This is a genomic window from Pseudomonas sp. UBA6310, assembly GCF_002438225.1.
Classification (GTDB): Bacteria; Pseudomonadota; Gammaproteobacteria; order Pseudomonadales; family Pseudomonadaceae; genus Pseudomonas_O; species Pseudomonas_O kuykendallii.
This window is the reverse complement of record NZ_DJTK01000083.1, coordinates 147,848-174,285: the sequence shown is the minus strand read 5'-3', so window position 1 is coordinate 174,285 and position 26,438 is coordinate 147,848. Positions and strand designations below refer to the sequence as shown.

The window sequence follows — 26,438 nt, the reverse complement described above, 5'->3', positions numbered from 1 at the left end:
CGCCCCAGAGGAGCAGCGGGCTTCGTCAGGCACGACGGGCGCCTTGCGGTCGCCGCGCGCCCGTTACAGGCCGGCGTCCTTCAGGGCCTTCTCGACCACCTTGGCCGGCAGCGGGATGTAGCCGTCCTTCACCACCACTTCCTGACCCTGCTTGGACAGGACCATCTTCAGGAACTGCGCTTCCAGCGGCGCCAGGGGCTTGTTCGGCGCCTTGTTCACGTAGACGTAGAGGAAGCGCGCCAGCGGGTACTTGCCGGACAGGGCGTTGGTTTCGTTGGCTTCTTCCAGCTCACCCTTCTTGTTGACCAGGGGAACGGCGCGGACGCTGGAGGTCTTGTAGCCGATCCCCGAGTAACCGATGGCGTTCAGGGTGCTGGAGATCGACTGCACCACCGAGGCCGAACCCGGCTGCTCGTTGACGTTGGACTTGAAGTCGCCTTTGCACAGCGCTTCTTCCTTGAAGTAACCGTAGGTGCCGGATACCGAGTTGCGACCGAACAGCTGGATCGGCTTGTTCGCCCATTCGCCGGTCAGGCCGGTTTCACCCCAGGACTTGATCTCCTTCGGCTCGCCGCACAGGCGGGTGCTGGAGAAGATCGCATCGACCTGCTGCATGGTCAGTTGCTTGATCGGGTTGTCCTTGTGCACGAACACGGCCAGGGCATCGATCGCGACCGGAACGGCGGTCGGCTTGTAGCCGTACTTCTCTTCGAAGGCCTGGATCTCGGCGTCCTTCATCTGACGGCTCATCGGGCCGAGGTTGGAGGTGCCTTCGGTGAGTGCCGGCGGTGCGGTGGAAGAACCGGCAGCCTGAATCTGGATGTTCACGTTGGGGTAGAACTTCTTGTAGTTCTCGGCCCACAGGGTCATCAGGTTGGCCAGGGTATCGGAACCGACGCTGGACAGGTTGCCGGACACGCCGGAGGTTTTCTCATAGGTGGGCAGCGCCGGGTCGATCGCGGCGAACGCGCTTGCGGTGCCTACGCCAGCGGCGACGAAGGTCAGGGCCGCCATTAGACGATTCAGTTTCATGCCTTGCTCCTAGCATTCCAGTGTGGGTCGAACGGGGGCCAGTATCGGCAGGCCGTATGAACACTCTATGAAAGGTTTATGACAATTGAATGACGACCACAGAAATGCCGAGGCCCGCGCGTGGCGGGCCTCGGAATGGCGCGTGGCGGTCAGTGCGGGGTGGCTTGCCAGCGCTCGGCGTCGAGCAGGTAGAGACCCAGCGCCAGGCCCAGGCCGCACAGCGCCAGCACGTAGTAGGCCGGGCCGAGCGGGCTGTATTTGAGCAACAGCGCGACGCTCATCGGCGTCAGCCCGCCGAAGATCGCGTAGGCCAGGTTGTAGGAGAACGACAGCCCGGTGAAGCGGACGGCGGCGGGGAAGGCGTTGACCATCACGAAAGGCACGGCGCCGATGGTGCCGACGCACAGGCCGGTCAGCGCGTAGAGCGGGAACAGCAGGTCCGGGTGCGCGTGCAGCTGGCTGTAGAAGGTCCAGGAACTGGCGGCCAGCAGCAGGCTGCCGACGACGAACACCTTCCCGGCGCCGACGCGGTCGGCCAGCGCGCCGGCAGCGATGCAACCGAGGCTGAGCATGACGATGGCCAGGCTGTTGGCCTTCAGCGCCTGGGCGGCGTCGAAGCCGTAGGCGCTCTGCAGCACGCTGGGCGTCATCAGGATCACCACCACGATGCCGGCGGAAAGCACCCAGGTCAGCAGCATGGAGATCGCCACTGCGCGGCGATGGCCGCGCAGCACGGTCTTCAGCGGCAGTTCGTCGGCCAGCGCCTTGCGTTGCTGCAGCTCGGCGAACACCGGGGTTTCGTGCAGCCAGCGGCGCAGGTACACCGAGAACAGGCCGAACACACCGCCGATGACGAAGGGCACGCGCCAGGCCCAGGCGGCGATGTCCTCGGCGCTGTAGAGGCTGTTGATCAGCGTCGCCATCAGCGAACCGAGCAGGATGCCCGCGGTCAGCCCCGAGGTCAGGGTGCCGCAGGCGTAGCCGACGTTGCGCCGCGGCACGTGCTCGGCGACGAACACCCAGGCGCCCGGCACTTCGCCGCCGATCGCCGCGCCCTGGATCACCCGCAGCAGGAGCAGCGCCAGCGGCGCGAGGATGCCGATCTGCGCGTAGGTCGGCAGCAGGCCCATCAGCAGCGTCGGCACCGCCATCAGGAAGATGCTCAGGGTGAACATGCGCTTGCGCCCGAGCAGGTCGCCGAAGTGCGCCATGACGATGCCGCCCAGCGGGCGCGCCAGGTAGCCGGCGGCGAAGATGCCGAAGGTCTGCAGCAGGCGCAGCCACTCGGGCATGTCGACGGGGAAGAACAATTTGCCGACCACGGTGGCGAAGAACACGAAAATGATGAAATCGTAGAATTCCAGCGCGCCCCCGAGGGCGGAGAGGGCGAGCGTCTTGTAGTCGTTGCGGGTCAACGGGCGCGTCACCGGCGCGGAACCGGTAGGCAGGGCATGCATGGCGGTGTTGTTTCTCGTGGAAGGCCGCGGCGTTGAGCCGCCGCAGCCGCGGACTCTAGCAAATTGCGACACATCGACACAGCTTTTGCGGGGCGCCTCGCGAAAAGCGGAACCCTGCGGTCGTCGCTCGACGCATCCGCCGATATACTGCCGGCACGGCAGCGCCGCCCGTCCCGGCGCGCGTGGCCGGGGGCATTGCGCAAAGATCATCCGTCCGGCGAGCGGCACAGCACCGCGTCGTCGTGATCCGACGGGGTCTTTGCGGAATTCCCCACTTAAACCGCGTCTCTCCAATTCCAATAAATTGAGAGGCTGAGGCTTCCAGGCAATGATCGAGATCGAAGAAGAAAACCTCACCCCCCAGGGTGACCTGGCCTTGCAGATAACCGCGCTACCGCGCGAAACCAACGGTTTCGGTGACATCTTCGGCGGCTGGCTGGTCGCGCAGATGGACCTCGCCGGCACCGCCATGGCGAGCAAGGTCGCCGGCGGCCGTGTCGCCACCGTGGCCATCGACCGCATGGCGTTCCTGGTTCCGGTGGCCGTCGGCGCGCAGCTTTCCTTTTATACCGAGGCCCTGGAAGTCGGGCGCAGCTCGATCCAGATGCTGGTCGAGGTGTGGAGCGACGACCCGCTGTCCAGCGAGTGGCGCAAGGTCACCGAGGCGGTGTTCGTCTTCGTCGCCATCGACGGCAGCGGGCGCACCCGCCCGGTACCGCCGCGCCGCTGAGCCTTTCTTCACCTGCCGCGCGCCGTCGCCCATCGCGTCGGTGCCGCGGCGTGTCCGCCTCCCTGGCGACGTTTTTTCGGAGATCCCCGCATGGCCCTGGCCTCCCGCAGCGCACACATCGAACGCATCGAGCGTGGCGACCTCGCCTGCTGGCAGATTCGCGGTGCCGATGGCGCCGAGATGCTGATCGCCGAACAGGGCGCCCAGGTGCTCGCCTACACCCCGGCCGGCGGACGCCCGCTGATCTGGCTCAGCGAGGACGCCGCGTTCACCCGCGGCCAGTCGGTGCGTGGCGGAGTGCCGGTGTGCTGGCCGTGGTTCGGCGACCTGGCGCGCAACCCCGCCGAAGTGCAGGCGATGCGCCGGGCCGATACGCCGGCACCGGCGCATGGCGAGGTGCGCGCGCGTGACTGGCAGTTGCTGAACATCGCCGACGAGGACGATGGCGTGTCCATCGAGTTCATCCTCGACGCCGCCGAGGACGGCCTGCCCGGCTGGCCGCATGCGCTGGAGCTGAAGCTCGCCGTTCGCCTCGACACGCGCCTGAGCATCAGCCTGAGCACCACCAACCTGGGTCGCGAGCCGGTGGCGTTCAGCCAGGCGCTGCACAGCTATTTCGCGGTCGGCGACATCCATCGGGTCAGCGTCGAGGGGCTCGAAGGGCGTCGCTACATCGAGACGCTGGAGAACTGGCAGGAGCGCCGCCAGCAGGGCGCGCTGCGCTTCACCGGCGAGACCGACCGCATCTACCTGGACCTGCCGCCGACACTGAGCATCGTCGACCCGGCCTGGCAGCGGCGCATCGTGCTGCAGGCCAGCGGATCGGATTCGGCCGTGCTGTGGAACCCGTGGATCGACAAGGCCGCACGGCTCTCGCAGTTCGCCGACGACGCCTGGCAGCGGATGCTCTGCATCGAAACCGCCAACGTCATGGACGACTGCATCGTCCTGGCGCCGGAGGCGACCCACGAGATGGGCGTCTCGATCCGCGCCGAAGCGCTCTGATCGGCGCCGCTCAGCGCCCGCCTTTCACGTTCGCGAAGTCCTGCCGCCCGAACGGGCTGACCCGGTAACCCTCGACATCGGCGCGCACCAGCGCGCTGGCGGTCGGGTGCGCCAGCGGCAACCACAGCGCCTGCTCCTGGATCAGCTGCTGCGCCTGCTGGTACAGGGCGCTGCGCCTGGCCTGGTCGGAGGTGCGCTTGCCGTCGCCGATCAGCCCGTCCAGGCGCGGATCGCAATAACGCGCGAAGTTCAGCCCGGACTGCACCGACGCGCAGGAAAACTGCGGGGTGAGGAAGTTGTCCGGGTCGCCGTTGTCGCCGGCCCAGCCCATGAACAGCAGATCGTACTCGCCGGCCTTCGCGCGGCGGATCAGCTCGCCCCATTCCAGCGTGCGGATCTCGGCCTGGATGCCGACCTTGGCCAGATCGGCCTGGAGCATCTGCGCGCCGAGACCGGGGTTGGGGTTGAGCAGGCTACCGGAGGGGCGGGTCCAGATCGTCGTCTTGAAACCGTCGGCCAGGCCGGCCTCAGCCAGCAGCTGGCGGGCCTGCAGGGGATCGTAGGCATAGCCCGGCAGGTCCTTGGCGTAGCTCCAGGTGTTCGGCGGATAGGGGCCGCTGGCGGCCGTCGCGCTGCCCTCGAAGACCACCTTCAGGTAGTTCTGCCGGTCGAACGCCAGGTTGATCGCCTGGCGCACCTTGGCCTGGTCCAGTGGCGGATGCTGGCTGTTCAACGCGACGAAAGCGGTCATGAAGGCGGGCGTCTCGATCACCTTCAGCTTGGCGTCGGCCTGCGCCTCGCGCACGTCCTGCGGTTTCGGCGACAGGGCGATCTGGCACTCGTTGCGGCGCAGGCGCTGCAGGCGCACGTTGGCGTCCGGGGTGATGGCGAAGATCAGCGCATCGGCCACCGGCTTGCCGGCGAAGTAGTCCGGGTTGGCGATGTAGCGCACCGCCGAATCCTTCTGGTAGCGCTTGAGGATGAACGGGCCGCTGCCGATCGGCTGGCTGTTGAGCTTCTCCGGCGTACCGGCGGCCATCAGCTGGGCGGCGTACTCGGCGGAATAGATGGAGGCGAAACCCATGCTCAGGGTGGCGAGGAAGGTTGCGTCCGGGTGCTTGAGGACGATCGTCACCCTGTGCGGGTCGCTGGACTCGATGCGCTCCACCAGGCTCGGCCACTGCATCGACTGGGCGTGCGGGTAGCCGGCTGGCGCGGTCCTGTACCAGGGATGTTCGGGGTCGAGCATGCGGCGGAAACTGAACAGCACGTCACTGGCGTTCAGCGTGCGGCTCGGGGTGAAGTAGTCGGTGCTGTGGAACTTCACGTCGTCGCGCAGCGTGAAGCGGTAGCTCAGGCCGTCGGCGGAAACTTCCCAGCGCGTCGCCAGGCTCGGCACCAGGGTGCCTTTCTCGGCATCGAACTCCACCAGGCGGTTCATCAGCACGTCGGCCGAGGCGTTGGTGGTGGTCAGCGAGTTGTACTGGACCACGTCGAAGCCGTCCGGACTGGCTTCGGTGCACACGGCGAGGGTGGCGGCGTTCGCCAGCAACGGGCAGAACAGCAGGGATAGAATGGCGCGGCGCACGGCGAACTCCTGTGGACTGGCGCGGGGGACTTACCCTAGACCATGCACTGCGGCGGAACAACGGCTTTGCGGCGACGGACGGTCGTGCGCCGCACAGCCCCGCCGCCCACACCGCGCGCCGGTAGCACCGCGGGCGCCCGCTTCGGCGATGGCGTGTTTCGCCTTGCTAGGGTAGGGGTGTTCTGGTATAAAGCAGCGCTCTTTTCTAGGGGCCTGGTTCCTTCCCACGAAGGCGCAGCCAGTAAGACCCCGAAGAAACGTGGCGCCAAGCGCCGAATCAGAGAGATCAAGCGGCCAACCCATGCCGGGTTGGGCATGTGGTTACAGAGGGCTGAGTCATGTCGAGAGTCTGTCAAGTTACCGGTAAGGGTCCGGTAACCGGGAATAACATTTCCCACGCAAACAACAAAACCCGTCGTCGTTTCCTGCCGAACCTGCAGCATCACCGTTTCTGGGTCGAGACCGAGAAACGTTTCGTGCGTCTGCGCGTTTCTGCCAAGGGTATGCGTATCATCGACAAACGCGGTATCGACGCCATTCTGGTCGAACTCCGCGCCCGTGGCGAAAAGTTCTAAGGCTTCGGTCTTTCTAGGAGAGCAACATGCGTGATCTGATCCGTTTGGTGTCCAGCGCCGGTACCGGCCACTTCTACACCACCGACAAAAACAAGCGCACTACGCCCGACAAGATCGAAATCAAGAAATTCGATCCGGTCGTTCGTAAGCACGTGATCTACAAGGAAGCCAAGATCAAGTAATTGATCGGCCCCTTGATGGAAAAAGCCCGCCGATTGGCGGGCTTTTTCTTGCCCGCAGGAAACCCCGGGCTGTTGGCGATCTATGCGGACCGCGCGCCGTCACTGGGCCGCCTGTTCGAAGATCACGTAGACCTTGCGGCACCGTTCGACGACTTCCCAGCTCCCATGGAAACCGGCCGGAATGACGAAACGGTCGCCGGCGCGCACCGTGCGGCTGCCGCCGTCGGCAGCGTGAAGCACCGAGACGCCCTCGAGAATCTCGCAGTACTCGTGCTCGCTGTAGTTCACCGTCCAGTGGCCGGGAGCGCCCTCCCAGAAGCCGACGTTGAATTGCCCGCAGGGGCTGGCGAAGACGTTGCGCACGCACTGGGCGGGATCGCCGGAAAGGATTTTTTCTGCGGCCGGGCGGTACTGCTCGAGTGGGGCGCTGGAGTGCGCGAGGTCGACGATCTGTTCGATGGACATGTCTGGAAGCTCGAAAACGGGAAAGTTTCGAGTTTATGTTTAATAAAACGAACATGAGAAGAGCTTTTGCCCTGCGCTGTAAAAAATATTGAAAACCCCGGCCCCTGTGGTTTAGGGTGGCCGGCACCCTTGCGCGACGGTGCCGCACGCGCGCCAGCGTCCAACGAACGAAGAGGATTGCCCCATGACCCTGACCCGCAGCGACTGGGAACAGCGCGCCAAAGCCCTGCACATCGAAGGCCGCGCCTTCATTCACGGCGCCTACCGCAACGCCGCCAGCGGCGAGACGTTCGAGTGCATCAGCCCGGTCGACGGCCGCCTGCTGGCGCGGGTCTCCAGCTGCGACAAGGCCGATGCCGAGGCCGCCGTGGCCGACGCCCGCGCGGTGTTCGAGTCCGGTGTCTGGTCGCGCCTGGCGCCCGCCCGGCGCAAGGCGATCATGATCCGGTTCGCCGACCTGATCGAAGCCAATGGCGAGGAACTGGCGCTGCTGGAAACCCTCGACATGGGCAAGCCGATCAGCGACTCCATGGCCGTCGACATTCCCGCCGCCGCCCGCGCCTTGCGTTGGAGCGGCGAGGCGATCGACAAGATCTACGACGAGGTCGCCGCCACCGCGCACAACGAGCTGGGCCTGGTGACCCGCGAACCGGTCGGCGTGGTTGCCGCCATCGTGCCGTGGAACTTCCCGCTGCTGATGAGCAGCTGGAAGCTCGGCCCGGCGCTCGCCACCGGCAACTCGGTGATCCTCAAACCGTCGGAAAAATCGCCGCTGACCGCCATCCGCATCGCCGCGCTGGCCATCGAGGCGGGCATCCCGGCCGGCGTGCTCAACGTGCTGCCGGGCCATGGCCACACGGTCGGCCGCGCGCTGGCGCTGCACATGGACGTCGATACTCTGGTGTTCACCGGCTCGACGCGGATCGCCAAGCAGCTGATGGTCTACGCCGGCGAATCGAACATGAAGCGCGTCTGGCTGGAAGCCGGCGGCAAGAGCCCGAACATCGTCTTCGCCGACGCGCCCGATCTCAAGGCCGCCGCCGAGGCCGCCGCCAGCGCCATCGCCTTCAACCAGGGCGAGGTCTGTACCGCCGGTTCGCGCCTGCTGGTCGAACGCTCGATCAAGGAGCAGTTCCTGCCGCTGGTGATCGAGGCGCTGAAGGCCTGGAAGCCGGGCAACCCGCTCGATCCGGCCACCAGCGTCGGCGCCCTGGTCGACACCACGCAGATGAACAACGTGCTGTCCTACATCCAGGCCGGCCACGACGACGGCGCCAGGCTAGTCGCCGGCGGCAAGCGGGTGCTGGAGGAAACCGGCGGCACCTACGTCGAGCCGACCATCTTCGATGGCGTGGACAACGCCATGCGCATCGCCAAGGAAGAGATCTTCGGTCCGGTGCTGTCGGTGATCGCCTTCGACGATGTCGAGGAAGCCATCGCCATCGCCAACGACACTGTCTACGGCCTGGCCGCGGCGGTCTGGACCAGCAACCTGTCCAAGGCGCACCTCACCGCCAAGGCGCTGCGCGCCGGCAGCGTGTGGGTCAACCAGTACGACGGCGGCGACATGACGGCGCCCTTCGGTGGCTTCAAGCAGTCGGGTAACGGTCGCGACAAGTCGCTGCACGCCTTCGACAAGTACACCGAGCTGAAGTCCACCTGGATCAAGTTGTAGGAACCCGTTTGGAGTCTGCTGCGCGGCGTTGAGCGCAGGCCCGCCTGTCGCTCGCGAGGCTCCGGCAGATTCCAGAACACGCTCAGCGGGCCTGACCCGCGAACAAGAAGGTCCGCCCCGGTACACGGGGCCGGCTCGTTGCGAGCCCTACCTGCGGCCGGGTTTCCTTGGGAACCCGGCCGTTTGCTTTGCTGCCGTGAAAGAAGAGAGATCGACCATGCGTTGGGGGACTTATTTCGCCGTCTGTGCGGCGGTGATCAGCATCGGGCTGGCGCTGGGCGTGACCATGCCGCTGGTGTCGCTGCGCCTGGAGGGCTGGGGCTACGGCAATTTCGCGATCGGCGTGATGGCGGCGACGCCGGCGGTCGGCGTGCTGCTCGGCGCCTCGCTGGCCGGCCATCTTGCCGCCCGGCTGGGAACCACGCGGCTGATGCAGACCTGCCTGCTGCTCGGCGCGGTGTCCGTGGCATTGCTGGCGCTGGTGCAGCATTACGCGGTATGGCTGGCGTTGCGCCTGGGGATCGGCGTGGCGCTGACGATGGTGTTCATCCTCGGCGAAAGCTGGATCAACCAGTTGGCCCCGGAGAAATGGCGCGGCCGCCTGGTGGCCCTGTATGGCACCGGCTATGCGCTGAGCCAGCTCTCCGGGCCGTTGCTGCTGAGCCTGCTCGGCACCGACAACGACTCGGCGTTCTGGACCGGCACCGGCCTGCTGGTCGGCGGTTCGCTGGTGCTGCTCGGCCGCTCCGGCGCGCCGCGCGTGGATGCCCATGGCGCTTCCGGGCGAGGTCTGTTGGCCTTCTGCCGCAAGCTTCCGGCGATCGCCTGGGCGGTGGCGCTGTTCGCCGCCTTCGAGGCGATGATGCTGACCCTGCTGCCGGTCTACGGGCTGCGACAGGGATTCACCCAGGAGGTGGCGCTGCTGATGGCCAGCGTGGTGGTGGTCGGCGATGCCGCGCTGCAGCTGCCAATCGGCCTGCTCGCCGACCGCATGTCCCGCGGCACGCTGTTCCGCGCGTGCGGCGTGCTCCTGCTGGTGTCGAGCCTGAGCATCCCGCTGCTGCTGCACACCCAGGCGATCTGGCCGCTGCTGGTGCTGTTCGGCGCCGCCGCCGGTGGGCTGTTCACCCTGTCGCTGATCCTCATCGGCGAGCGCTATCGCGACGACGAACTGGTTCGCGCCAATGCGCACGTGGCGCAGCTCTGGGGATTGGGTTGCCTGGTCGGCCCGCTGCTCACCGGCGCGGCCAGCCAGTGGCTCAGCGGGCATGCGTTGCCGCTGGTGATGGCGGCGGGCGCGGCGGTGTTCGTCTGGCTGATCCGGCGCCCGGGAGGCTTCATCGAGGTGTCGACGCAGAAGACGTAGGGCGGTTGCCTGCTCTTCGTAGGAGCCAGCTTGCTGGCGATGCGATACCGCTGATCGCCAATCTCGTAGGGTGGGCTTCAGCCCACCACTCTGCCGGCATACCTCGGTGGGCTGAAGCCCACCCTACGGTCAATCGGATGACCTTGGCCTTGGCGTCAGCCTGTCGCTGCGCTGCCTGGCTACAGCAGCCGCTCCAGCCCGATGACCTTGGTCAGCCAGGCGTTGACGCTTGTAGGGTGGGCTTCAGCCCACCAACCTGCCGGCATATCTCGGTGGGCTGAAGCCCACCCTACGGTCAATCGGATGATCTTGGCCTTGGCGTCAGCCTGTCGCTGCGCTGCCTGGCTACAGCAACCGCTCCAGCCCGATGACCTTGGCCAGCCAGGCGTTGACGCTCGTAGGGTGGGCTTTAGCCCGCCAACCTGCCCGCATATCTCGGTGGGCTGAAGCCCATCCTACGGTCAATCGGATGACCTTGGCCTTGGCGTCAGCCTGTCGCTGCGCTACCTGGCTACAGCAACCGTTCCAGCCCGATTGCCTTGACTAGCCAGGCGTTGACGCTCGTAGGGTGGGCTTCAGGCCACCACTCTGCCGGCGTATCTCGGTGGGCTGAAGCCCACCCTATGGTCAATCGGATGACCTTGGCCTTGGCGTCAGCCTGTCGCTGCGCTGCCTGGCTACAGCAGCCGCTCCAGCCCGATGACCTTGGCCAGCCAGGCGTTGACGCTCGTAGGGTGGGCTTCAGCCCACCACTCTGCCGGCATACCTCGGTGGGCTGAAGCCCATCCTACGGTCAATCGGATGACCTTGGCCTTGGCGTCAGCCTGTCGCTGCGCTGCCTGGCTACAGCAACCGTTCCAGCCCGATGACCTTGGCCAGCCAGGCGTTGAACTGGCGCCAGGCGCCGCCCGGCTCCCTGTAGATGCGGTGCAGGCGGCGATTGTCCTCGGCGATCCACACCAGCCGCCCGTTCTCCAGACGCACCTCGTAGCTGAGCGCTGGCGCCATGCCTTCCAGGGTCAGGCGGCGCACCTCGCCGGCCAGCTCCGGGCTGTCCACCAGCACGCCGACCTCGGTGTTCCAGAGGATCGAGCGCGGGTCGAAGTTCAGCGAGCCGATGAACACCTTGCGCCGATCGAACACCAGCGCCTTGCTGTGCAGGCTGGACTCCGAGGAGCCGCTCAGGTTGTAGGACGCCTCCTGCTCCGGCTGCCGGCGCAGCTCGAAGAGCTTCACCCCGTGACGCAACAGCGCCTTGCGGTAGGGCGCGTAACCGCCGTGCACCGCAGGCACGTCGGTGGCCTCCAGCGAGTTGGTCAGCAGGCTCACCGAAACGCCCGCGTCGGCGCGCCCGGTGAGGTAGGTCAGCCCATCCTCGGCGGGCACGAAGTAGGCGGAGATCAGCATCAGCTCCTCGCTGACATTGGTCAGCTCAGGGCCCAGTTGCGAAGTCAGCAGCAACTGTGGATCGGGCTCGCTCTTGAGGATCTTGGTCGGTGCATCCCACATCGCGCTGCCGTGCGCCCAGATCAGCTCGTTCAGCCAGCCTGCCAGGCGCGGGTGGTCCTGGTAGTCCATCAGTCGCTGGTAGTTCTCGCGCTGCTCGATCTGAGCCGCGTTGAGATAGTCGGTCAGTCCGCGACGGGTCTTCGCCAGGTCGCGGGCGCTGGGCGGAAAGCTGACGAATTGCTCGATCGGCTTGCTCAGCGCGCTGTTCCAGTACTGATCGAAGCTCTGCCCGAGCTGTTCGGCCACCGGGCCGGCGCCGAGCAGGTCGATGTCGGTGAAGTTCAGGTTCGGCTCGACGTCGAAATACTCGTCGCCCAGGTTGCGCCCGCCGACCACCGCCACGGCGTTGTCCGCCAGCCAGAGTTTGTTGTGCATGCGGCGGTGCTGCAGGGTGACGTCGAACAGCCGCCCCAAGGCGCGGGTGATACCGGTGGCGCGGCCCAGGTGCAGCGGGTTGAACACCCGTACCTGGACGTTCGGGTGGGCGCCGAGCAGGGCGATCTCGTCGTCCTGGCCGTCGCTGGTGGTGTCGTCTAGGAGAATGCGCACGCGCACGCCGCGGTCGGCGGCCTTGAGCAACTCGTCGATCAGCGCGCGGGTGCTGAGGCCGTCGTGGACGATGTAGTACTGCAGGTCGAGGCTCTGCCGGGCGGCGCGGATCAGCTCGGCGCGGGCGATGAACGCCTCGGTGCTGGAAGACAGCAGGCGAAAGCCGGACTGTCCTGCCGGGTGCTGCCGTGACTGGGCGATGAGGGCGGCGCCGAGCGGCGAATCCTTGGCCGGCAATGCCTGGCTGGGCTCGATCGGCACGTGATTGGCGCAGGCGGTCAGCAGTAGCGCAACCAGCAACAGCAGATGTCGACGCAAAGTAGCCTCCCGCTACATTCAACCTAGCGGTTAGACGGCTCTCTCGCGGTTTGATTCAGCGAAGCGGCGCGAGGGCTCTGGGGCGGGCAATCGCGCCGCTCAACTTTCAGCCATCTGCGCCGCCACCGCTTCGCCGACGGCGCGCACCGCCTGCTCGATCGGCGCGCTCGGCTTGCTGGCGTAGTTCATCCGCAGGCAGTTCCGGTATTTTCCCGCCGCGGAAAAGATGCTGCCGGTGGCGATCTGTATGCCCTGGCTGGCGAGGGTACGATTCAGCCGGTGACTGTCGAAGCCCTCGGGCATTTCCACCCAGATCATGAAACTGCCCTGCGGCTGGCTGACCTTCACCCCGGCCGGGAAGTAGCGGGCGATCCATTCGATCATCACGTCGCGGCTGCGCTGGTACTGTGCGCGCATGCGCCGCAGGTGCGGTTCATAGTGGCCGCCGCTGATGAATTCGGCGAGCGCCAGTTGCGGCAGTTGCGCGGTGGCGCCGGTGCCCATGTATTTCATGTGCAGCACGCGGTCCAGGTAGCGGCCAGGGGCGATCCAGCCGACCCGCATGCCGGGCGCCAGGGTTTTCGAGAAGGAGCTGCAGAGCAGCACGCGGCCATCCTCGTCGAACGACTTGATGGTGCGCGGGCGCGGGTAGCGGTAGGCCAGTTCGCCGTAGACGTCGTCCTCGATGATCGCCACGTCGTAGCGCTGGGCCAGCGTCAGCAGGGCGCGCTTGTTGGCCTCCGGCATGATGTAGCCGAGCGGGCTGTTGCAGGTCGGGGTGAGCTGGATGGCCTTGATCGGCCACTGCTCCAGGGCCAGCTCCAGCGCCTCCAGGCTGATCCCGGTGAGCGGGTCGCTGGGCAGCTCCAGGGCCTTCATGCCGAAACCCTTGAGCGCCTGCATCACGCCATGGAAGCTCGGCGAGTCCACCGCGACGATGTCGCCGGGCTCGCACAGGGCGCGAATGGCGGCGGACAGCGCTTCGTGGCAGCCGGTGGTCACGACGATCTCGGTGGCCGGAATCTGGCAGCCGGAGTCGAGCATCAGCCGCGAGATCTGTTCGCGCAGGCCGATGTCGCCATAGATGTTGCCGTAGGTGAGGGTGTTCAGGTCCTGGCGCCGGCCCAGCCGTGACAGCGAGCGCAGCAGCGGTTTCAGCGTCGGGCTGCTGATGTCCGGGCGGCCGCGCCCGAGCTGGATCAGCTTCTCGCTGGGCTCGCCGCCGATCTGCTCCAGCACCTGATCCCACTGCGAGACCTCCACCGGCCGCTGCGCGTTGCGGATCACGTTGGGCAGCGCCGGCACCTGGCGCGCGGCGGGCACGAAGTAGCCCGACTTCGGCCGCGGTGTCGCCAGGCCCTGGTCCTCGAGGTGCCGGTAGGCCTGCTGCACGGTGCTCAGGCTGACGCCGTGCTCGACGCTCAGCGCGCGTACCGACGGCAGGCGATCGCCGGGCAGGTAGAGGCCCTGCTCGATGCGGGCGCCGATCACATCGGCAAGGTTCTGGTAAAGCGTCATCGACTGAGGATTCCTCTGCAATCAGTACAGATACGTCAAAAACCGTCGATTCAGAGGTGATTTTCGCCCGGCTGTATGGGGTAAATTTCTATACGCTGAATCTGTATCGGTTTTCCGATGAGCGCAATGATGTTCTCCCATACAGATGAAGGCAAGGAGAGCGCGATGCGCGACTCGATCGAAAGCTGCGAGGAACTCGTCGAACCCGTACCGGTGCTGGAGGATCGGCACCCGACGCTGCGCCTGGTGCCGGCCGCGCCGGTGGGCGACGGGCGCTGGGTGGTGTTCTGGCGCGCCCTGCGCACCCGCAAGGCGCTGCTGAGTCTCAGCCGCCACGCCTTGCACGACATCGGCCTGAGCCGCGCCGATGCGCTGGCGGAGGCGGAAAAGTCGATCTGGACGCTCTGGCGCGAGACCGGACGCGGCACGCGCCCGGACCGGTGAGGGCGACGCGCGGGTCACGCCAGCCCGGTGGCTTCCTTGAAGCGGTACCAGAGCATGCCCAGGGCGAGCATTGGCGAGCGCAGGCGTTTGCCGCCCGGAAAGGTGATGTGCGGAACCTTGTCGAACAGGTCGAAGCCGCCGCCCTGCTGCCCGCTGATGGCTTCGGCGAGGAGCTTGCCGGCCAGGTGGGTGGCGTTCAGTCCATGGCCGGAATACGCCTGTGCGTAATACACGTTGGGGCGATCGGCGAAGCGGCCGATCTGCGGCAGGCGGTTGGCGCCAATGCCGATCATCCCGCCCCACTGGTAGTCGATGCGGGTGTTTTCCAGTTGCGGGAAGACCTTGAGCATCTTCGGCCGCATGTAGGCGGCGATGTCCGCCGGGTCGCGGCCTGAATAGTGGCAGGCGCCGCCGAACAGCAGGCGGCGGTCGGCGGACAGGCGATAGTAGTCCAGCGCCACGCGCTGGTCGCAGAGCGCCATGTTCTGCGGGATCAGCGCCTGCGCCTGGTCTTCGGAAAGCGGCTCGGTGGCGATCACGTAGCTGCCGGCGGGCAGCACCTTGCCGCCGAGCCGCAGCTCCAGGTCGTTGATGTAGGCATTGCAGGCGAGCACCAGGGTCTTGGCGCAGACGCGGCCCTGTTCGGTATGCACCTTCACCCCGTCGCCGTACTCGATGCGTATCACTTCGGAATGCTCGAACAGGCGCACGCCCAGCGCGGCGGCGGCGGCGGCCTCACCGAGCGCGAGGTTGAGCGGATGCAGGTGGCCGGAACCCATGTCGATCAGCCCGCCGACGTAGCGGTCCGAGCCCACCACGCTGTGCATCTCGCCCGGTTGCAGCAGGCGCAGCGGATGCCGATAGCCCAGCCCCTGCAGCTCGGCCATGTCCTCGGCGAAACCGGCCAGGTCGGCCGGCTTGTTCGCCAGGTCGCAGTAGCCCCAGGTCAGGTCGCAGTCGATGGCGTGTTTCTCGATGCGCCGGCGAACGATTTCCACGGCTTCCAGGCCCATCAGCTTGAGCGAGCGCACGCCGTCCTCGCCGAGCACCGGGCGGAACTGCTCGACGCCGTGGCCGACGCCGCGAATCAGCTGGCCGCCGTTGCGTCCGCTGGCGCCCCAGCCAATCTGCCGCGCCTCCAGCAGCGCCACGGAGAACCCCCGTTCGGCCAGTTCGATGGCGGTGTTGAGCCCGCTGAAGCCGCCGCCGACGATGCACACGTCGACGCGCAGGGCGTCGCGCAGCGGCGGGTAGCTGAGCGCCTGGTTGGCGGTGGCGGTGTAATAGGAAGGAGCATGCCGATCCGTGTGCACCGGAAGCCGAACGCGAGCGCTCATGTGTGAAATCCTGATTAGGGTGTGTGGAAAATTTTACGCAGCATAGGGGTGACACCGTCGAGCATCAAGGCCCGGAGGTCGTGGCGGAAGTGTCAGGATGCCGCTGGATCGGCTTTGGCGCGGCGAGCGCGCTTCACCGCCCGGGCGAACCGATCGGCCGGCGCGCCGTCCGAGGGAATAGGCGCCTTCGAAATCAGTCCGGCACCGGCAGGTTGAGGCTCTCCTTCACCTCTTCCATGACGATGTAACTCTTCGATTCGCGCACGTGCGGCAACTTGAGAAGGATGTCGCCGAGCAGCTTGCGGTAGGACGCCATCTCGTTGATCCGCGCCTTCACCAGGTAGTCGAAGTCGCCGGACACCAGGTGGCACTCGAGTACGTGGGGCAGCTTGAGCACGGCGCGGCGGAACTCCTCGAAGGTGTCGCCGGACTTGTAGTCGAGGCTGATCTGCACGAACACCAGCAGGCTGGACTTCAGGTGCTGCGGATTGAGCCGCGCCGAGTAGCCCATGATGATGCCTTCGCGCTCCAGCCGGCGGACCCGTTCGGTGCAGGGTGTGGTGGAGAGGCCGATGCGCTCGCCCAGCTCGGTGAAGGAGATGCGGCCTTCTTCTTGCAGGATGCGCAGGATGTTGCGGTCGATCTTGTCCAGCTCACGGCGTGATTGGTGCTGAGTTCTCACAGGAGATAGCCCTCCACAAAAAGCCTTTCGGCCCAGATTTGTCGCCAAATATAGCTTTTTAAATAGTCAAAATCACTGCTTATTGCTCCATATACTGCCGCACATTCGGGTTCGACAAACTTAGCGTTCGGATGGCGTCCGGGCGAGGAGGCAGCATGCGTGTTCTGGTTCTCGGTAGCGGTGTCATCGGTACCGCCAGCGCCTATTATCTGGCCCGTGCCGGCTTCGAGGTGACGGTCGTCGACCGCCAGCCTGCGCCCGCCATGGAGACCAGTTTCGCCAACGCCGGGCAGGTCTCGCCCGGCTACGCCTCGCCCTGGGCGGCGCCCGGCGTGCCGTTCAAGGCGATGAAGTGGCTGCTGCAGAAGCACGCCCCGCTGGCGATCAAGGCCACTGGCGACGTTCAGCAGTACCTGTGGATGGCGCAGATGCTGCGCAACTGCACGGCGGCGCGCTACGCGGTGAACAAGGAGCGCATGGTGCGCCTCTCGGAGTACAGCCGCGATTGCCTCGACGAATTGCGTGCGGAAACCGGCATCGCCTACGAAGGCCGCCAGCTCGGCACCACCCAGCTGTTCCGCACCCAGGCGCAACTGGATGCCGCGGCGAAGGACATCGCCGTGCTGGAACAGTCCGGCGTGCCCTACGAACTGCTCGACCGTGCCGGCATCGCCCGGGTCGAGCCGGCGCTGGCCAAGGTCACCGACAAGCTCGCCGGCGCGCTGCGCCTGCCCAACGACCAGACCGGCGACTGCCAGATGTTCACCACGCGGCTGGCGGAAATGGCCCGCGCGCTGGGCGTCGAATTCCGCTTCGAGCAGAACATCCAGCGCCTGGATTTCGCCGGCGACCGGATCAACGGCGTATGGATCGACGGCAAGCTGGAAACCGCCGACCGCTACGTGTTGGCTCTGGGCAGCTACAGCCCGCAGCTGCTCAAGCCGCTGGGCATCCGCGCGCCGGTCTATCCGCTCAAGGGTTACTCGCTGACCGTGCCGATCACCAATGCGGCGATGGCGCCCAGCTCGACGATCCTCGACGAGACCTACAAGGTCGCCATGACCCGCTTCGATAATCGCATCCGCGTGGGCGGCATGGCCGAGATCGCCGGCTTCGACCTGAGCCTCAATCCGCGCCGCCGCGCCACCCTGGAGATGCTGGTCAACGACCTCTATCCCGAGGGCGGCGACCTCGCTCAGGCCGAGTTCTGGACTGGCCTGCGCCCGGCGACCCCGGACGGCACGCCAATCGTCGGCGCCACGCCGTTCCGCAACCTGTTCCTCAATACCGGACACGGTACCCTGGGCTGGACCATGGCCTGCGGCTCCGGCCGTTTCCTCGCCGACCTGATGGCGCAGAAGCGCCCGCAGATCAGCGCCGAAGGCCTGGACATTACCCGCTACGGCAATTCTCAGGAGACCCACAAGCATGTCCATCCAGCGCCTGCGCACTGAAAAGCGCTTCAGCGAAATCGTCATCCATAACGGCACCGTCTACCTGGCGGGGCAGCTGGCCGACGACTACGCCGGCGACATCCGCGCGCAGACCCGCGAGACCCTGGCCAGCATCGACCGCTTCCTGGCCGAGGCGGGCAGCGACAAGTCGAAGATCCTTTCGGTGACCATCTACCTCAAGGACATGGCCGACTACGCCGGGTTGAACCTGGAGTGGGACGCCTGGGTCGCCGAGGGCGCCACGCCAGCCCGCGCCTGCGTCGAGGCTGCGCTCTACGACCCGCGTGTGCGGGTGGAAATGAGCGTGATCGCCGCTCAGGCCTGACCGCTGCCCGGCCGCGCGCCGGGCCTCTTTCAATCTTTCAGAAGTCCCGAACCATGCGCCCCGCCCGTGCCCTGATCGACCTGCAAGCCTTCCGCCACAACTACCGCCTGGCCCGCGAAGTGGGCGGCGCGCGCGCCCTCGCCGTGGTCAAGGCGGATGCCTATGGGCATGGCGCACTGGAATGCGCGGCGGTGCTGGCCGACGAGGCGGACGGTTTCGCCGTGGCGATGATAGAGGAAGCGCTGGAGCTGCGCGCCGCCGGTATCCGCGCGCCGATCCTGCTGCTGGAAGGCTTCTTCGAGGCCGATGAGCTGGCGCTGATCGCCGAGCACGACCTGTGGTGCGTGGTGCATTCGACCTGGCAGATCGAGGCCATCGAGCGCGCCGCGCTGAGCCGGCCGCTGTGCGTCTGGCTCAAGCTCGACAGCGGCATGCACCGCGTCGGCCTGCATCCGGCGGAGTTCCAGCAGGGCCACCGGCGGCTGCTGGCCAGCGGCAAGGTGGCCAAGGTCGTGCTGATGACCCACTTCGCCCGCGCCGATGAGCTGGACCACGGCCGCACGGCGGAGCAGCTCGCGGTGTTCGAGACGGCCCGCGAAGGGCTCGCCGCGGAAGTCAGCCTGCGCAACTCGCCGGCGCTGCTGGGCTGGCCGCAGCTCTTTCCCCAGCAGCGCCCGAGCGACTGGCTGCGGCCGGGGATCATGCTCTACGGCGCCACGCCCTTCGAAGAGGCGCACCCGTTGGCCGACCGGCTACAGCCGGTGATGACCCTCGAATCGAAGATCATCTGCGTGCGCGAGCTGCCCGCCGGCGAGCCGGTGGGCTACGGCGCACGCTTCGTCAGCGAGCGCCCGACGCGCGTCGGGGTGGTCGCCATGGGCTATGCCGACGGTTACCCGCGGCACGCTCCGAGCGGCACGCCGGTGAGCATCGACGGCCAGCCGAGCCGGCTCATCGGGCGCGTCTCGATGGACATGCTCACTGTCGACCTGACGGACCTGCCGCAGGCCGGGCTCGGCAGCCGGGTGGAGTTCTGGGGCAAATCCGTTTCGGTGAGCGAGGTCGCCGCCCGGGCCGAAACCATTCCCTACCAGCTGATGTGCAACCTGAAGCGCGTACCGCGCGTCCATTCGGACCACTGAAGGCCCCTCTGCAGGCCGCGCGAATCCTGGGATGCGGCGCTTTTGTGCGGGAAACCTGATCGCAGCGTTGTAAATTCCGAACGCTGTGCGATGATACGGCCCACTTCGACCGCAGCTATCCCCTCGAGGAGGGTTCAACCATTGGACGTCGGTGTTCGACTGCAATCCATCCGCAAGCACAAAGGCCTCTCTCAGCGTGAACTCGCCAAGCGTGCGGGCGTCACCAACAGCACCATCTCGATGATCGAGAAGAACAGCGTCAGCCCCTCGATCAGCTCCCTGAAGAAAGTGCTCGGCGGCATTCCGATGTCGCTGGTGGAGTTCTTTTCCCTGGATTTCGAACAGGACAACCAGACCCAGGTGGTCTACCGCGCCAGCGAGCTGCTCGACATCTCCGACGGCGCCGTGACCATGAAGCTGATCGGCAAGGCCCATCCCAGCCGCGCCATCGCCTTTCTCGACGAAACCTACCCGCCGGGGGCCGATACCGGCGCGGAGATGCTCAACCACGACGGCGAAGAGGCCGGCATGCTGATCGACGGGCGCCTCGAACTGACCGTCTCCGGCGAGCTGTTCGTGCTCGAGAGTGGCGACAGCTACTACTTCGAGAGCAACAAGCCACATCGCTTCCGCAACCCCTTCGACAAGCCCGCGCGACTGATCAGCGCCACCACCCCTGCCAACTTCTGAGGCCACGGCTGCGACGCGATGCCGCAAGCCCATGCATGGCGCAGGGTTGTTTCGGCTGGGCGGGCTTATCGGTATACTGGCGCCCGCTCGCGAAACCGTGGCCGCGAGCGTTTCTAGCCACGATGAGGGTGTAAGGGTGAACTGGATAAACAAGATGCTGGTGGCGAATGCCGCCGCGCTGGCCCTGTGGGCGATGAGCGCTCAGGCTGCGACCAATGATGAGATTGCCGCACGCCTCAAGCCGGTTGGCGAAGTATGCGTGAGCGGCCAGGAATGCAAGGGCGTCGCCGCCGTTGCCGCGTCGGCTTCCGGCGGTGGCATGAGCCCCGACGACGTGATTGCCAAGCACTGCAACGCCTGCCATGGCGCTGGCGTGCTCGGTGCACCGAAGATCGGTGATGCCGCGGCCTGGAAAACCCGTGCCGACGAACAGGGTGGCCTCGACGGTCTGCTGGCCAAGGCCATCAGCGGGATCAACGCCATGCCGCCGAAAGGCACCTGCGCGACCTGCTCCGATGACGACCTGCGTGGCGCCATCAAGAAGATGTCCGGCCTCTGATCGCACGTCTTCGCTGAAAGAGCCGCCTCCGGGCGGCTTTTTCATGCCTGCGATTCGCCTCCCTGGCATCGGCACGCCGCGGGGATCAAAGCGGCACCGGAGCGGGTCCAAACTCCGACGCATTCGCCAAGGAGTCCGCCGGTGCCTTCCTGCACGCTGGAACAGGCCGTCGATGCCGTGCTGGCACGCATCGAGGGTCACATTCGCCTGGGCCTGCCGCTGGGGCTGGGCAAGCCGAATCGATTCGCCAATGCGCTCTACCAGCGCATCAAGCAAACGCCGCAGCGCGAGCTGACGATCTACACCGCATTGTCGCTGGGCCGCCCGCAGGCCCACAGCGAACTCGAGCAGCGGCTGCTCGGGCCGTTCGTCGAACGGGTGTTCGGCGATTATCCCGAGCTCGACTATCGCCTGGACCTGCAACGCGGCGAGCTGCCGGCGAACATCCACATCGAGGAGTTCTACCTGCAGCCCGGCAGCCTGCTGGACAGCCCGCAGGCGCAGCGCGGCTACATCAGTCTGAACTACAGCCAGGTCGCGCGCGATCTCGACCGCAAGGGCATCAACTTGGTGGCGCAATTGGTGGCCCGCCGCCGCGACGATCCGGATTGCCTGAGCCTATCCTGCAACCCGGACATCACCCTCGACCTGATGCCGCTGCTCAAGCGGCGCCGCGAGGCCGGTGAAACCTTGCTCAGCGTCGCCCAGGTGCATGCCGACCTGCCGTACATGCCCGGCGACGCCGAGTTGCCCGAGGACGAGTTCGACCTGCTGATCGAACCGCCCGAGCGCGACACGCTGTTCTCCACGCCGAACATGCCGGTCAGCCTGCAGGACCACGCCATAGGCCTGCACGCCAGCACGCTGGTACGCGACGGCGGCACCTTGCAGATCGGTATCGGCGCCATGGGCGATGCGCTGAGTGCGGCGCTGCTGGCGCGCCAGGCCGACAACGCCGGCTACCGCGCGGTGCTCGAGGAGCTTCGCGTGCCGCAGGGCTGGGGCGAACTGATTGAGCGCGAGGGTGGCCTGGCGCCGTTCGCCGAAGGGCTCTATGGCTGCAGCGAGATGTTCGTGCTCGGGATGCTGGCGCTGATGGAAGCCGGCGTGGTGCGCCGCCCCGTGTACGCCGACGCGCGCCTGCAACGGATGGCCAACCTCGGCGCGCTGGATGCCCACGGCAGGCCGCGCAGCCTGGGTACGCTGGTCGCCGCCGGGCTGCCGGCGCGGATCACGCCGCGCAGCCTGCTCTGGTTGCAACGTCACGGCCTGCTCGACGGCGAGCTCCGTCTGGAGCGGGACGGCGTACGCCTGCCGGACGGGCGGCTGGTCAGCGCCGATCTCAACGACCGCGCCAGCGAGCAGGCGCTGAGCGAATACCTCGGGCAGGCTGCCGGCGTGCTGGTGCACGGTGGCTTCTTCCTCGGCCCGCAGGCTTTCTACGAACGCCTGCGGCAGATGAGCCACGCGCAGCGCCAGCGGGTCGGCATGACCGGCATCGGCTTCATCAACCGCCTGTATGGCGACGAGGAGCTCAAGCGCCTGCAGCGCCGCGATGCGCGCTTCATCAACAGCGCCTTCACCGTGACCCTGCTCGGCGCCGGCGTGGCCGACCAGCTGGAGGACGGCCGCGTGCTCAGCGGCGTTGGCGGGCAGTACGACTTCTTCGCCCAGGCCCACGAGCTGGAGGGCGCGCGCTCGATCCTGATGCTGCGCGCCTGGCGCGAGTCGGGCGGCGAGGCCAGCTCGAACATCGTCTGGCAGTACGGCCACACGACCATTCCGCGCCACCTGCGCGACATCGTCGTCACCGAGTACGGCATCGCCGACCTGCGCGGCAAGAACGACGAGGAGGTGATCAAGGCGCTGCTGCGCATCGCCGACTCGCGGTTCCAGGACGCGCTGATCGAGCAGGCGCAGAAGGCCGGCAAGCTGTCGGCGGACTTCCAGCTGGACTGGGTCCACCGGCAGAACACGCCCTGGCGACTGCTCGACGTACAGTCGCAGCATCCGCGGCTGTTCGCCGAATATCCGCTGGGCTGCGATTTCACGGCCGAGGAGCAGGCGCTGCTGCGCGCGCTGCGCTGGCTGAAGAGCAAGCTCAAGCTCAGCGAGATTCTCGAACTGGGCATGGCCACGCTGTTCGACCTGCCGGAGCCAGCCGCCTATGCCGCGCACCTTGAGCGCATGGGGCTGGAAAAACCCGAGGGCCTGCGCGAGCAGCTTTACCAGAAACTGGTGCTGGCCGGCCTCAAGGCCACCGCCCAACGCTGAGGAGCAAGCGATGCCAAGCACCGCGCCGAGACCGGAGACCCTGCATTTCGCCAGCGATGGGCGCACGCCGAACAGCCCGTTGCCGGTGCTCATCTACCGTCGATTGCCGCTCGGTCAGGACGCGCTCGCCGAGCGTTTCGAGGGGCTCTTCGCCAGCCACCTGTGGCCGCCGCGCTGGCGCGCGAGCGTGTTCGACTATCAGCACTACCACGCCGACACCCACGAGGCGCTGGGTGTGGCGAGCGGCTGGGCGCGCCTGCTGCTGGGCGGCGAGTCGGGAACCGAGGTGGAGGTGCGCGCCGGCGATGCGCTGGTGCTGCCGGCCGGCACCGGGCATTGCCGGCTGCAGGCCAGCGAGGATTTCCTGGTGGTCGGCGCCTATCCACCGGAGTGCGACTTCGACCTGCAGCGCCCCGACGCGGCGACCCATGACGCCCACCGTGCGCGCATCGCCCGCGTCGCGCCGCCGCTGACCGATCCGGTGGCCGGCAGTCAGGGGCTGCTGGTGGGGTTGTGGCGACCGCCGCACTGAGTCGGCCGTCGCCGCCGGTCAGTCGACGAAGGTGACCTTGCCGTCTTTCAGCGATTTCACCCGGGCCAGGGACTCGACGCGGTAGCCCTCGTTTTCCAGCAGGCTGCGGCCTTCCTGGAAGGACTTCTCGATGACGATGCCGAGCCCGGCGACGCTGGCGCCGGCCTGGCCGATCAGGTCGAGCAGGGCCTTGGCGGCGTGGCCGTTGGCGAGGAAGTCGTCGATTACCAGCACGTGGTCATTGGCGTGCAGGTGCTTGGCGGAGATGGCGATGGTGCTTTCGGTCTGCTTGGTGAAGGAGAACACCTTGGAGATGTACAGGTTCTCGCGCAGGGTCAGCGACTGGTACTTGCGGGCGAAGATCACCGGCACGCCGAGCTCCAGGCCGGCCATCACCGCCGGCGCGATGCCCGAGGCCTCGATGGTGACGATCTTGGTGATGCCCTGATCGCGGAAGCGCTCGGCGAAGGCGTGGCCGATCTGCTGCATCAGCCGCGGATCGATCTGGTGGTTGAGGAAGGCGTCGACCTTCAGCACCTGCTCCGACAGCACGATGCCTTCGGTGCGAATTTTCTCTTTCAACAGTTCCACGAACGCGGCCCCCTGCGACCCCAAGGAAAGCCGCGCATTCTCCCGCAAAACGGCTCGGTATGCCCGTCAATTCCACCGGCCGCCGGGCGGAAAACTTGCAATAGGTCAAGCAGGCGTGTCGCGCCGCTGTTCTTCGCCTTTGGCTCAGTTAGAATCCCACCACGCCCACGCGGATCGCCCCGATGAATCGTCCGTTGCACATCCTGCTCATGTTGCTGCTGCTCGCCACCACGGCGGGGCGGGGGATGGCGGCGTCGGCGATGATCGACTGCACGCAGATGCCGATGACCAGCCATGACGGCGGCCTGATGACGGCCTCGGCGCATGCCGCGATGGCTGCCTCCTGCGACAGCTCGTCCGCCAGCATGGACCACGACCTCGGTCTCTGTTGCCTGGCCTGCGTCGCCCTGCCGTTGGCCTCCAGCCTGATGGAACCCGGCGCCGCGCCCGTACACGCCGCGCCCCTGCTCGGTGATCCCGAGCGTTACCGAAGCATCGTTCCCGACCCCTTGCGGCGCCCGCCGCGCTCCCTCGCCTGATCGCGCGTCTTCCTTCTCTTTCGACTTTCGCGGACCTCCGCCGTCGTCCTCTCGCGACCGCGGCTGTTCCGCTCGATCAGGATTTCACAGATGAACGCATCCTTTCCGGCGCTTTCGCGGCGCCGTTTCGTCCAGGGGCTGGGCGCCGGTGGCGCACTGGCGCTCGCCGGCGGCTGGCCGCAGGGCGCACTGGCGCAGGCTGTCGCGCCTTCGCCGCGGCAACTCTCGGGTAATCGCTTCGAACTGGAGATCGCCGAGCAGGCGGTCAACTACACCGGCCGCGCGGCGCTCGCCACCACGGTGAACGGCTCGCTGCCGGCGCCGACCCTGCGCTGGCGCCAGGGCGAGGAGGTCAGCCTGCGGGTGACCAACCGCCTCGCCGTACCCAGTTCGATCCACTGGCACGGCATCCTCCTGCCGGCCGACATGGACGGCGTGCCCGGCATCAGCTTCGCCGGCATCGCGCCGGGGGAAACCTTCACTTACCGCTTCCGCGTGCTGCAGGCCGGCACCTACTGGTATCACGGCCATAGCGGCTTTCAGGAGCAGACCGGGCTGTACGGCGCGCTGCTGGTCGAGCCCGAACACGGCGAGCCGCTGGCGGTGGAGCGCGACTACACGCTGATGCTCAGCGACTGGACCGACGAGGACCCGATGCGCATCTTCGGCCGGCTGAAGGCGGACAGCGAATACTTCGCCCGCGCCAAGCCCAGCGTGGCGCAGTTCGCCCGCGACGTCGAAAACCTCGGGCTGGCCGCCGCCTGGGACAGGCGCGCGATGTGGAACCGCATGCGCATGAGCCCCACCGACCTGCAGGACGTGTCCGGCGCTACCTACACCTACCTGGTCAACGGCGCCACGCCGGCAGCCAACTGGACGGCCATCGCCGAACCCGGCGAGCGGGTGCGCCTGCGCTTCATCAACGCCGGCACCTCGACCTACTTCGACGTGCGGATTCCCGGCCTGCCGCTGACGGTGGTCGCCACCGATGGCCAGGCGGTCGCCGAGGTGACGGTGGACGAGTTCCGCATCGCCCCCGGTGAGACCTACGACGTGCTGGTGCGCATGCCGGACGCGCAGGCCTACAGCATCTTCTGCCAGTCCATGGACCGCAGCGGCTACGCCCGCGCGACCCTGGCGCCGGTGGCCGGCATGCAGGCGGCGGTGCCGCGCCTCGATCCGCCGGTCTGGCTGGACATGCGCGACATGGGCCACGGCGAGGAAACCATGGCCGGCATGGAACACATGGCAATGTCGGGGATGGATCATGGATCGATGGCCGGGATGGATCACGCCGCCATGCCCGCCAGCGCGCCCTTGCCGACCTCGGCGCAGGTCGACATGCGCGTCGCCAATCCGTCCGACGTGCTGGATGATCCCGGCCCGCGGCTGCGCGGCAACGGCCGTCGCGTGCTGACCTACGCCGACCTGAGCACCCTGGGCGGCGGACTCGACCCTCGACCGCCGACACGCGATCTGGTGCTGCGCCTGACCGGCAACATGCAGCGTTTCGTCTGGGGGTTCGACGGGCTGAAGTACAACGAGGCCGAGCCGATCCCCCTGCGTTACGGCGAACGCCTGCGCCTGCGGCTGATCAACGACACCATGATGAATCACCCGATCCACCTGCACGGGATGTTCTTCGAGGTGGAGAACGAGGCGAGCGGCGTGCTGCTGCGCAAGCACACCGTCAACGTCCAGCCGGGCAAGCAGGTGGCGCTGCTGGTCAGCGCCGATGCGCCCGGTGAATGGGCGTTCCATTGCCACCTGCTGTATCACATGGAAGCGGGCATGTTCCGCAAGGTGGTGGTCGCATGAGGCGTTTACTGATGATCGCCGCGCTGGCGCTCGCTCCGGCGCTGCAGGCCGAGGAAATGCCCGGCATGACGCACGACATGCA

At 66.9% G+C, this 26,438-nt stretch carries 25 protein-coding genes; 16 read left to right on the top strand and 9 right to left on the bottom strand.

Annotated features, from left to right (window positions below; genetic code table 11):
- Positions 1–63: 63 nt before the first annotated feature.
- Together B3E91_RS20990 and B3E91_RS20985 are read right to left on the bottom strand one after the other, a co-directional pair.
- The gene (locus tag B3E91_RS20990) at positions 64–1,032 is read right to left on the bottom strand and encodes a phosphate ABC transporter substrate-binding protein PstS family protein (protein ID WP_090224377.1); all 969 of its coding nucleotides are present in this window, start codon (positions 1,030–1,032) and stop codon (positions 64–66) included.
- Positions 1,033–1,181: 149 nt separating this feature from the next.
- Positions 1,182–2,489: an MFS transporter gene (locus B3E91_RS20985; protein ID WP_273234085.1), complete on the bottom strand. Its 1,308-nt coding sequence runs from the start codon at positions 2,487–2,489 to the stop codon at positions 1,182–1,184.
- A gap of 328 nt (positions 2,490–2,817) precedes the next feature.
- Here B3E91_RS20985 and B3E91_RS20980 point away from each other — a divergent pair, with 328 nt between their 5' ends.
- Both B3E91_RS20980 and B3E91_RS20975 read left to right on the top strand, forming a co-directional pair.
- Positions 2,818–3,219, top strand: coding sequence for an acyl-CoA thioesterase (locus B3E91_RS20980; RefSeq protein ID WP_090224374.1), 402 nt, complete (start codon positions 2,818–2,820; stop codon positions 3,217–3,219).
- A gap of 90 nt (positions 3,220–3,309) precedes the next feature.
- A complete protein-coding gene (locus B3E91_RS20975) occupies positions 3,310–4,224 on the top strand; it encodes a D-hexose-6-phosphate mutarotase (protein ID WP_287031231.1) in 915 nt (304 codons plus the stop codon).
- Between the two features lie 10 nt (positions 4,225–4,234).
- Here the strand turns inward: B3E91_RS20975 and B3E91_RS20970 are convergent, their stop codons facing one another.
- On the bottom strand, positions 4,235–5,812 hold the full coding sequence (locus B3E91_RS20970) for an ABC transporter substrate-binding protein (protein WP_287031230.1): 1,578 nt from the start codon (positions 5,810–5,812) through the stop codon (positions 4,235–4,237).
- A gap of 338 nt (positions 5,813–6,150) precedes the next feature.
- Between B3E91_RS20970 and rpmB the strand changes: the two genes are divergently transcribed.
- Positions 6,151–6,387 carry a 50S ribosomal protein L28 gene (gene rpmB, locus B3E91_RS20965; RefSeq protein WP_090224368.1) on the top strand — a complete coding sequence of 79 codons (237 nt, stop codon included), beginning with the start codon at positions 6,151–6,153 and terminating at the stop codon, positions 6,385–6,387.
- Between the two features lie 26 nt (positions 6,388–6,413).
- The gene (gene rpmG, locus B3E91_RS20960) at positions 6,414–6,569 is read left to right on the top strand and encodes a 50S ribosomal protein L33 (protein WP_003284185.1); all 156 of its coding nucleotides are present in this window, start codon (positions 6,414–6,416) and stop codon (positions 6,567–6,569) included.
- Between the two features lie 99 nt (positions 6,570–6,668).
- On the opposite strand, the gene B3E91_RS20955 is transcribed toward rpmG, so the two are convergent.
- On the bottom strand, positions 6,669–7,034 hold the full coding sequence (locus B3E91_RS20955; RefSeq protein ID WP_287031229.1) for a cupin domain-containing protein: 366 nt from the start codon (positions 7,032–7,034) through the stop codon (positions 6,669–6,671).
- A gap of 184 nt (positions 7,035–7,218) precedes the next feature.
- On the opposite strand from B3E91_RS20955, the gene B3E91_RS20950 reads away from it, so the two are divergent.
- The gene (locus tag B3E91_RS20950; protein WP_287031228.1) at positions 7,219–8,709 is read left to right on the top strand and encodes an aldehyde dehydrogenase; all 1,491 of its coding nucleotides are present in this window, start codon (positions 7,219–7,221) and stop codon (positions 8,707–8,709) included.
- A gap of 217 nt (positions 8,710–8,926) precedes the next feature.
- Positions 8,927–10,075: an MFS transporter gene (locus B3E91_RS20945; RefSeq protein ID WP_273234105.1), complete on the top strand. Its 1,149-nt coding sequence runs from the start codon at positions 8,927–8,929 to the stop codon at positions 10,073–10,075.
- A gap of 843 nt (positions 10,076–10,918) precedes the next feature.
- Here the strand turns inward: B3E91_RS20945 and B3E91_RS20940 are convergent.
- Entirely contained in the window at positions 10,919–12,451 is a 1,533-nt protein-coding gene (locus B3E91_RS20940; RefSeq protein WP_287031227.1) for a phospholipase D family protein, read from the bottom strand.
- Positions 12,452–12,550: 99 nt separating this feature from the next.
- Entirely contained in the window at positions 12,551–13,969 is a 1,419-nt protein-coding gene (locus B3E91_RS20935) for a PLP-dependent aminotransferase family protein (RefSeq protein WP_287031226.1), read from the bottom strand.
- Positions 13,970–14,134: 165 nt separating this feature from the next.
- Here B3E91_RS20935 and B3E91_RS20930 point away from each other — a divergent pair, with 165 nt between their 5' ends.
- Positions 14,135–14,413, top strand: a complete 279-nt coding sequence (locus tag B3E91_RS20930; RefSeq protein ID WP_287031225.1) for a DUF1127 domain-containing protein — start codon at positions 14,135–14,137, stop codon at positions 14,411–14,413.
- Between the two features lie 14 nt (positions 14,414–14,427).
- Here the strand turns inward: B3E91_RS20930 and B3E91_RS20925 are convergent, their stop codons facing one another.
- Both B3E91_RS20925 and dadR read right to left on the bottom strand, forming a co-directional pair.
- Positions 14,428–15,750 (bottom strand): NAD(P)/FAD-dependent oxidoreductase, encoded by a 1,323-nt coding sequence (locus B3E91_RS20925; RefSeq protein WP_287031224.1) that lies wholly within the window; start codon positions 15,748–15,750, stop codon positions 14,428–14,430.
- Between the two features lie 193 nt (positions 15,751–15,943).
- Positions 15,944–16,432, bottom strand: coding sequence for a transcriptional regulator DadR (gene dadR, locus B3E91_RS20920; protein WP_090224356.1), 489 nt, complete (start codon positions 16,430–16,432; stop codon positions 15,944–15,946).
- Between the two features lie 155 nt (positions 16,433–16,587).
- Here dadR and dadA point away from each other — a divergent pair, with 155 nt between their 5' ends.
- From dadA to B3E91_RS20885, 7 genes are all read left to right on the top strand, one after another.
- Positions 16,588–17,886: a D-amino acid dehydrogenase gene (gene dadA, locus B3E91_RS20915; RefSeq protein WP_287031222.1), complete on the top strand. Its 1,299-nt coding sequence runs from the start codon at positions 16,588–16,590 to the stop codon at positions 17,884–17,886.
- Positions 17,861–18,211 (top strand): RidA family protein, encoded by a 351-nt coding sequence (locus B3E91_RS20910; RefSeq protein ID WP_282340125.1) that lies wholly within the window; start codon positions 17,861–17,863, stop codon positions 18,209–18,211. The genes dadA and B3E91_RS20910 overlap by 26 nt, the downstream gene beginning before the upstream one ends.
- Positions 18,212–18,264: 53 nt before the next feature.
- Positions 18,265–19,353: an alanine racemase gene (gene alr / locus B3E91_RS20905; protein WP_287031220.1), complete on the top strand. Its 1,089-nt coding sequence runs from the start codon at positions 18,265–18,267 to the stop codon at positions 19,351–19,353.
- 141 nt (positions 19,354–19,494) lie between these two features.
- Positions 19,495–20,043, top strand: a complete 549-nt coding sequence (locus B3E91_RS20900; RefSeq protein WP_090224349.1) for a cupin domain-containing protein — start codon at positions 19,495–19,497, stop codon at positions 20,041–20,043.
- A gap of 136 nt (positions 20,044–20,179) precedes the next feature.
- Entirely contained in the window at positions 20,180–20,602 is a 423-nt protein-coding gene (locus tag B3E91_RS20895) for a c-type cytochrome (protein ID WP_273234127.1), read from the top strand.
- Between the two features lie 141 nt (positions 20,603–20,743).
- A complete protein-coding gene (locus tag B3E91_RS20890; protein ID WP_287031219.1) occupies positions 20,744–22,876 on the top strand; it encodes an acetyl-CoA hydrolase/transferase C-terminal domain-containing protein in 2,133 nt (710 codons plus the stop codon).
- A 10-nt stretch (positions 22,877–22,886) separates the two neighbouring features.
- Positions 22,887–23,408: a DNA-binding protein gene (locus B3E91_RS20885; protein WP_282340129.1), complete on the top strand. Its 522-nt coding sequence runs from the start codon at positions 22,887–22,889 to the stop codon at positions 23,406–23,408.
- Between the two features lie 18 nt (positions 23,409–23,426).
- Here B3E91_RS20885 and B3E91_RS20880 read toward each other — a convergent pair whose 3' ends face one another.
- The gene (locus B3E91_RS20880; protein WP_090225181.1) at positions 23,427–23,999 is read right to left on the bottom strand and encodes a xanthine phosphoribosyltransferase; all 573 of its coding nucleotides are present in this window, start codon (positions 23,997–23,999) and stop codon (positions 23,427–23,429) included.
- A 182-nt stretch (positions 24,000–24,181) separates the two neighbouring features.
- Between B3E91_RS20880 and B3E91_RS20875 the strand changes: the two genes are divergently transcribed.
- Together B3E91_RS20875 and B3E91_RS20870 are read left to right on the top strand one after the other, a co-directional pair.
- Positions 24,182–24,538 (top strand): hypothetical protein, encoded by a 357-nt coding sequence (locus B3E91_RS20875; protein ID WP_090224342.1) that lies wholly within the window; start codon positions 24,182–24,184, stop codon positions 24,536–24,538.
- 90 nt (positions 24,539–24,628) lie between these two features.
- Entirely contained in the window at positions 24,629–26,356 is a 1,728-nt protein-coding gene (locus B3E91_RS20870) for a copper resistance system multicopper oxidase (protein ID WP_287031218.1), read from the top strand.
- Positions 26,357–26,438: the final 82 nt, after the last annotated feature.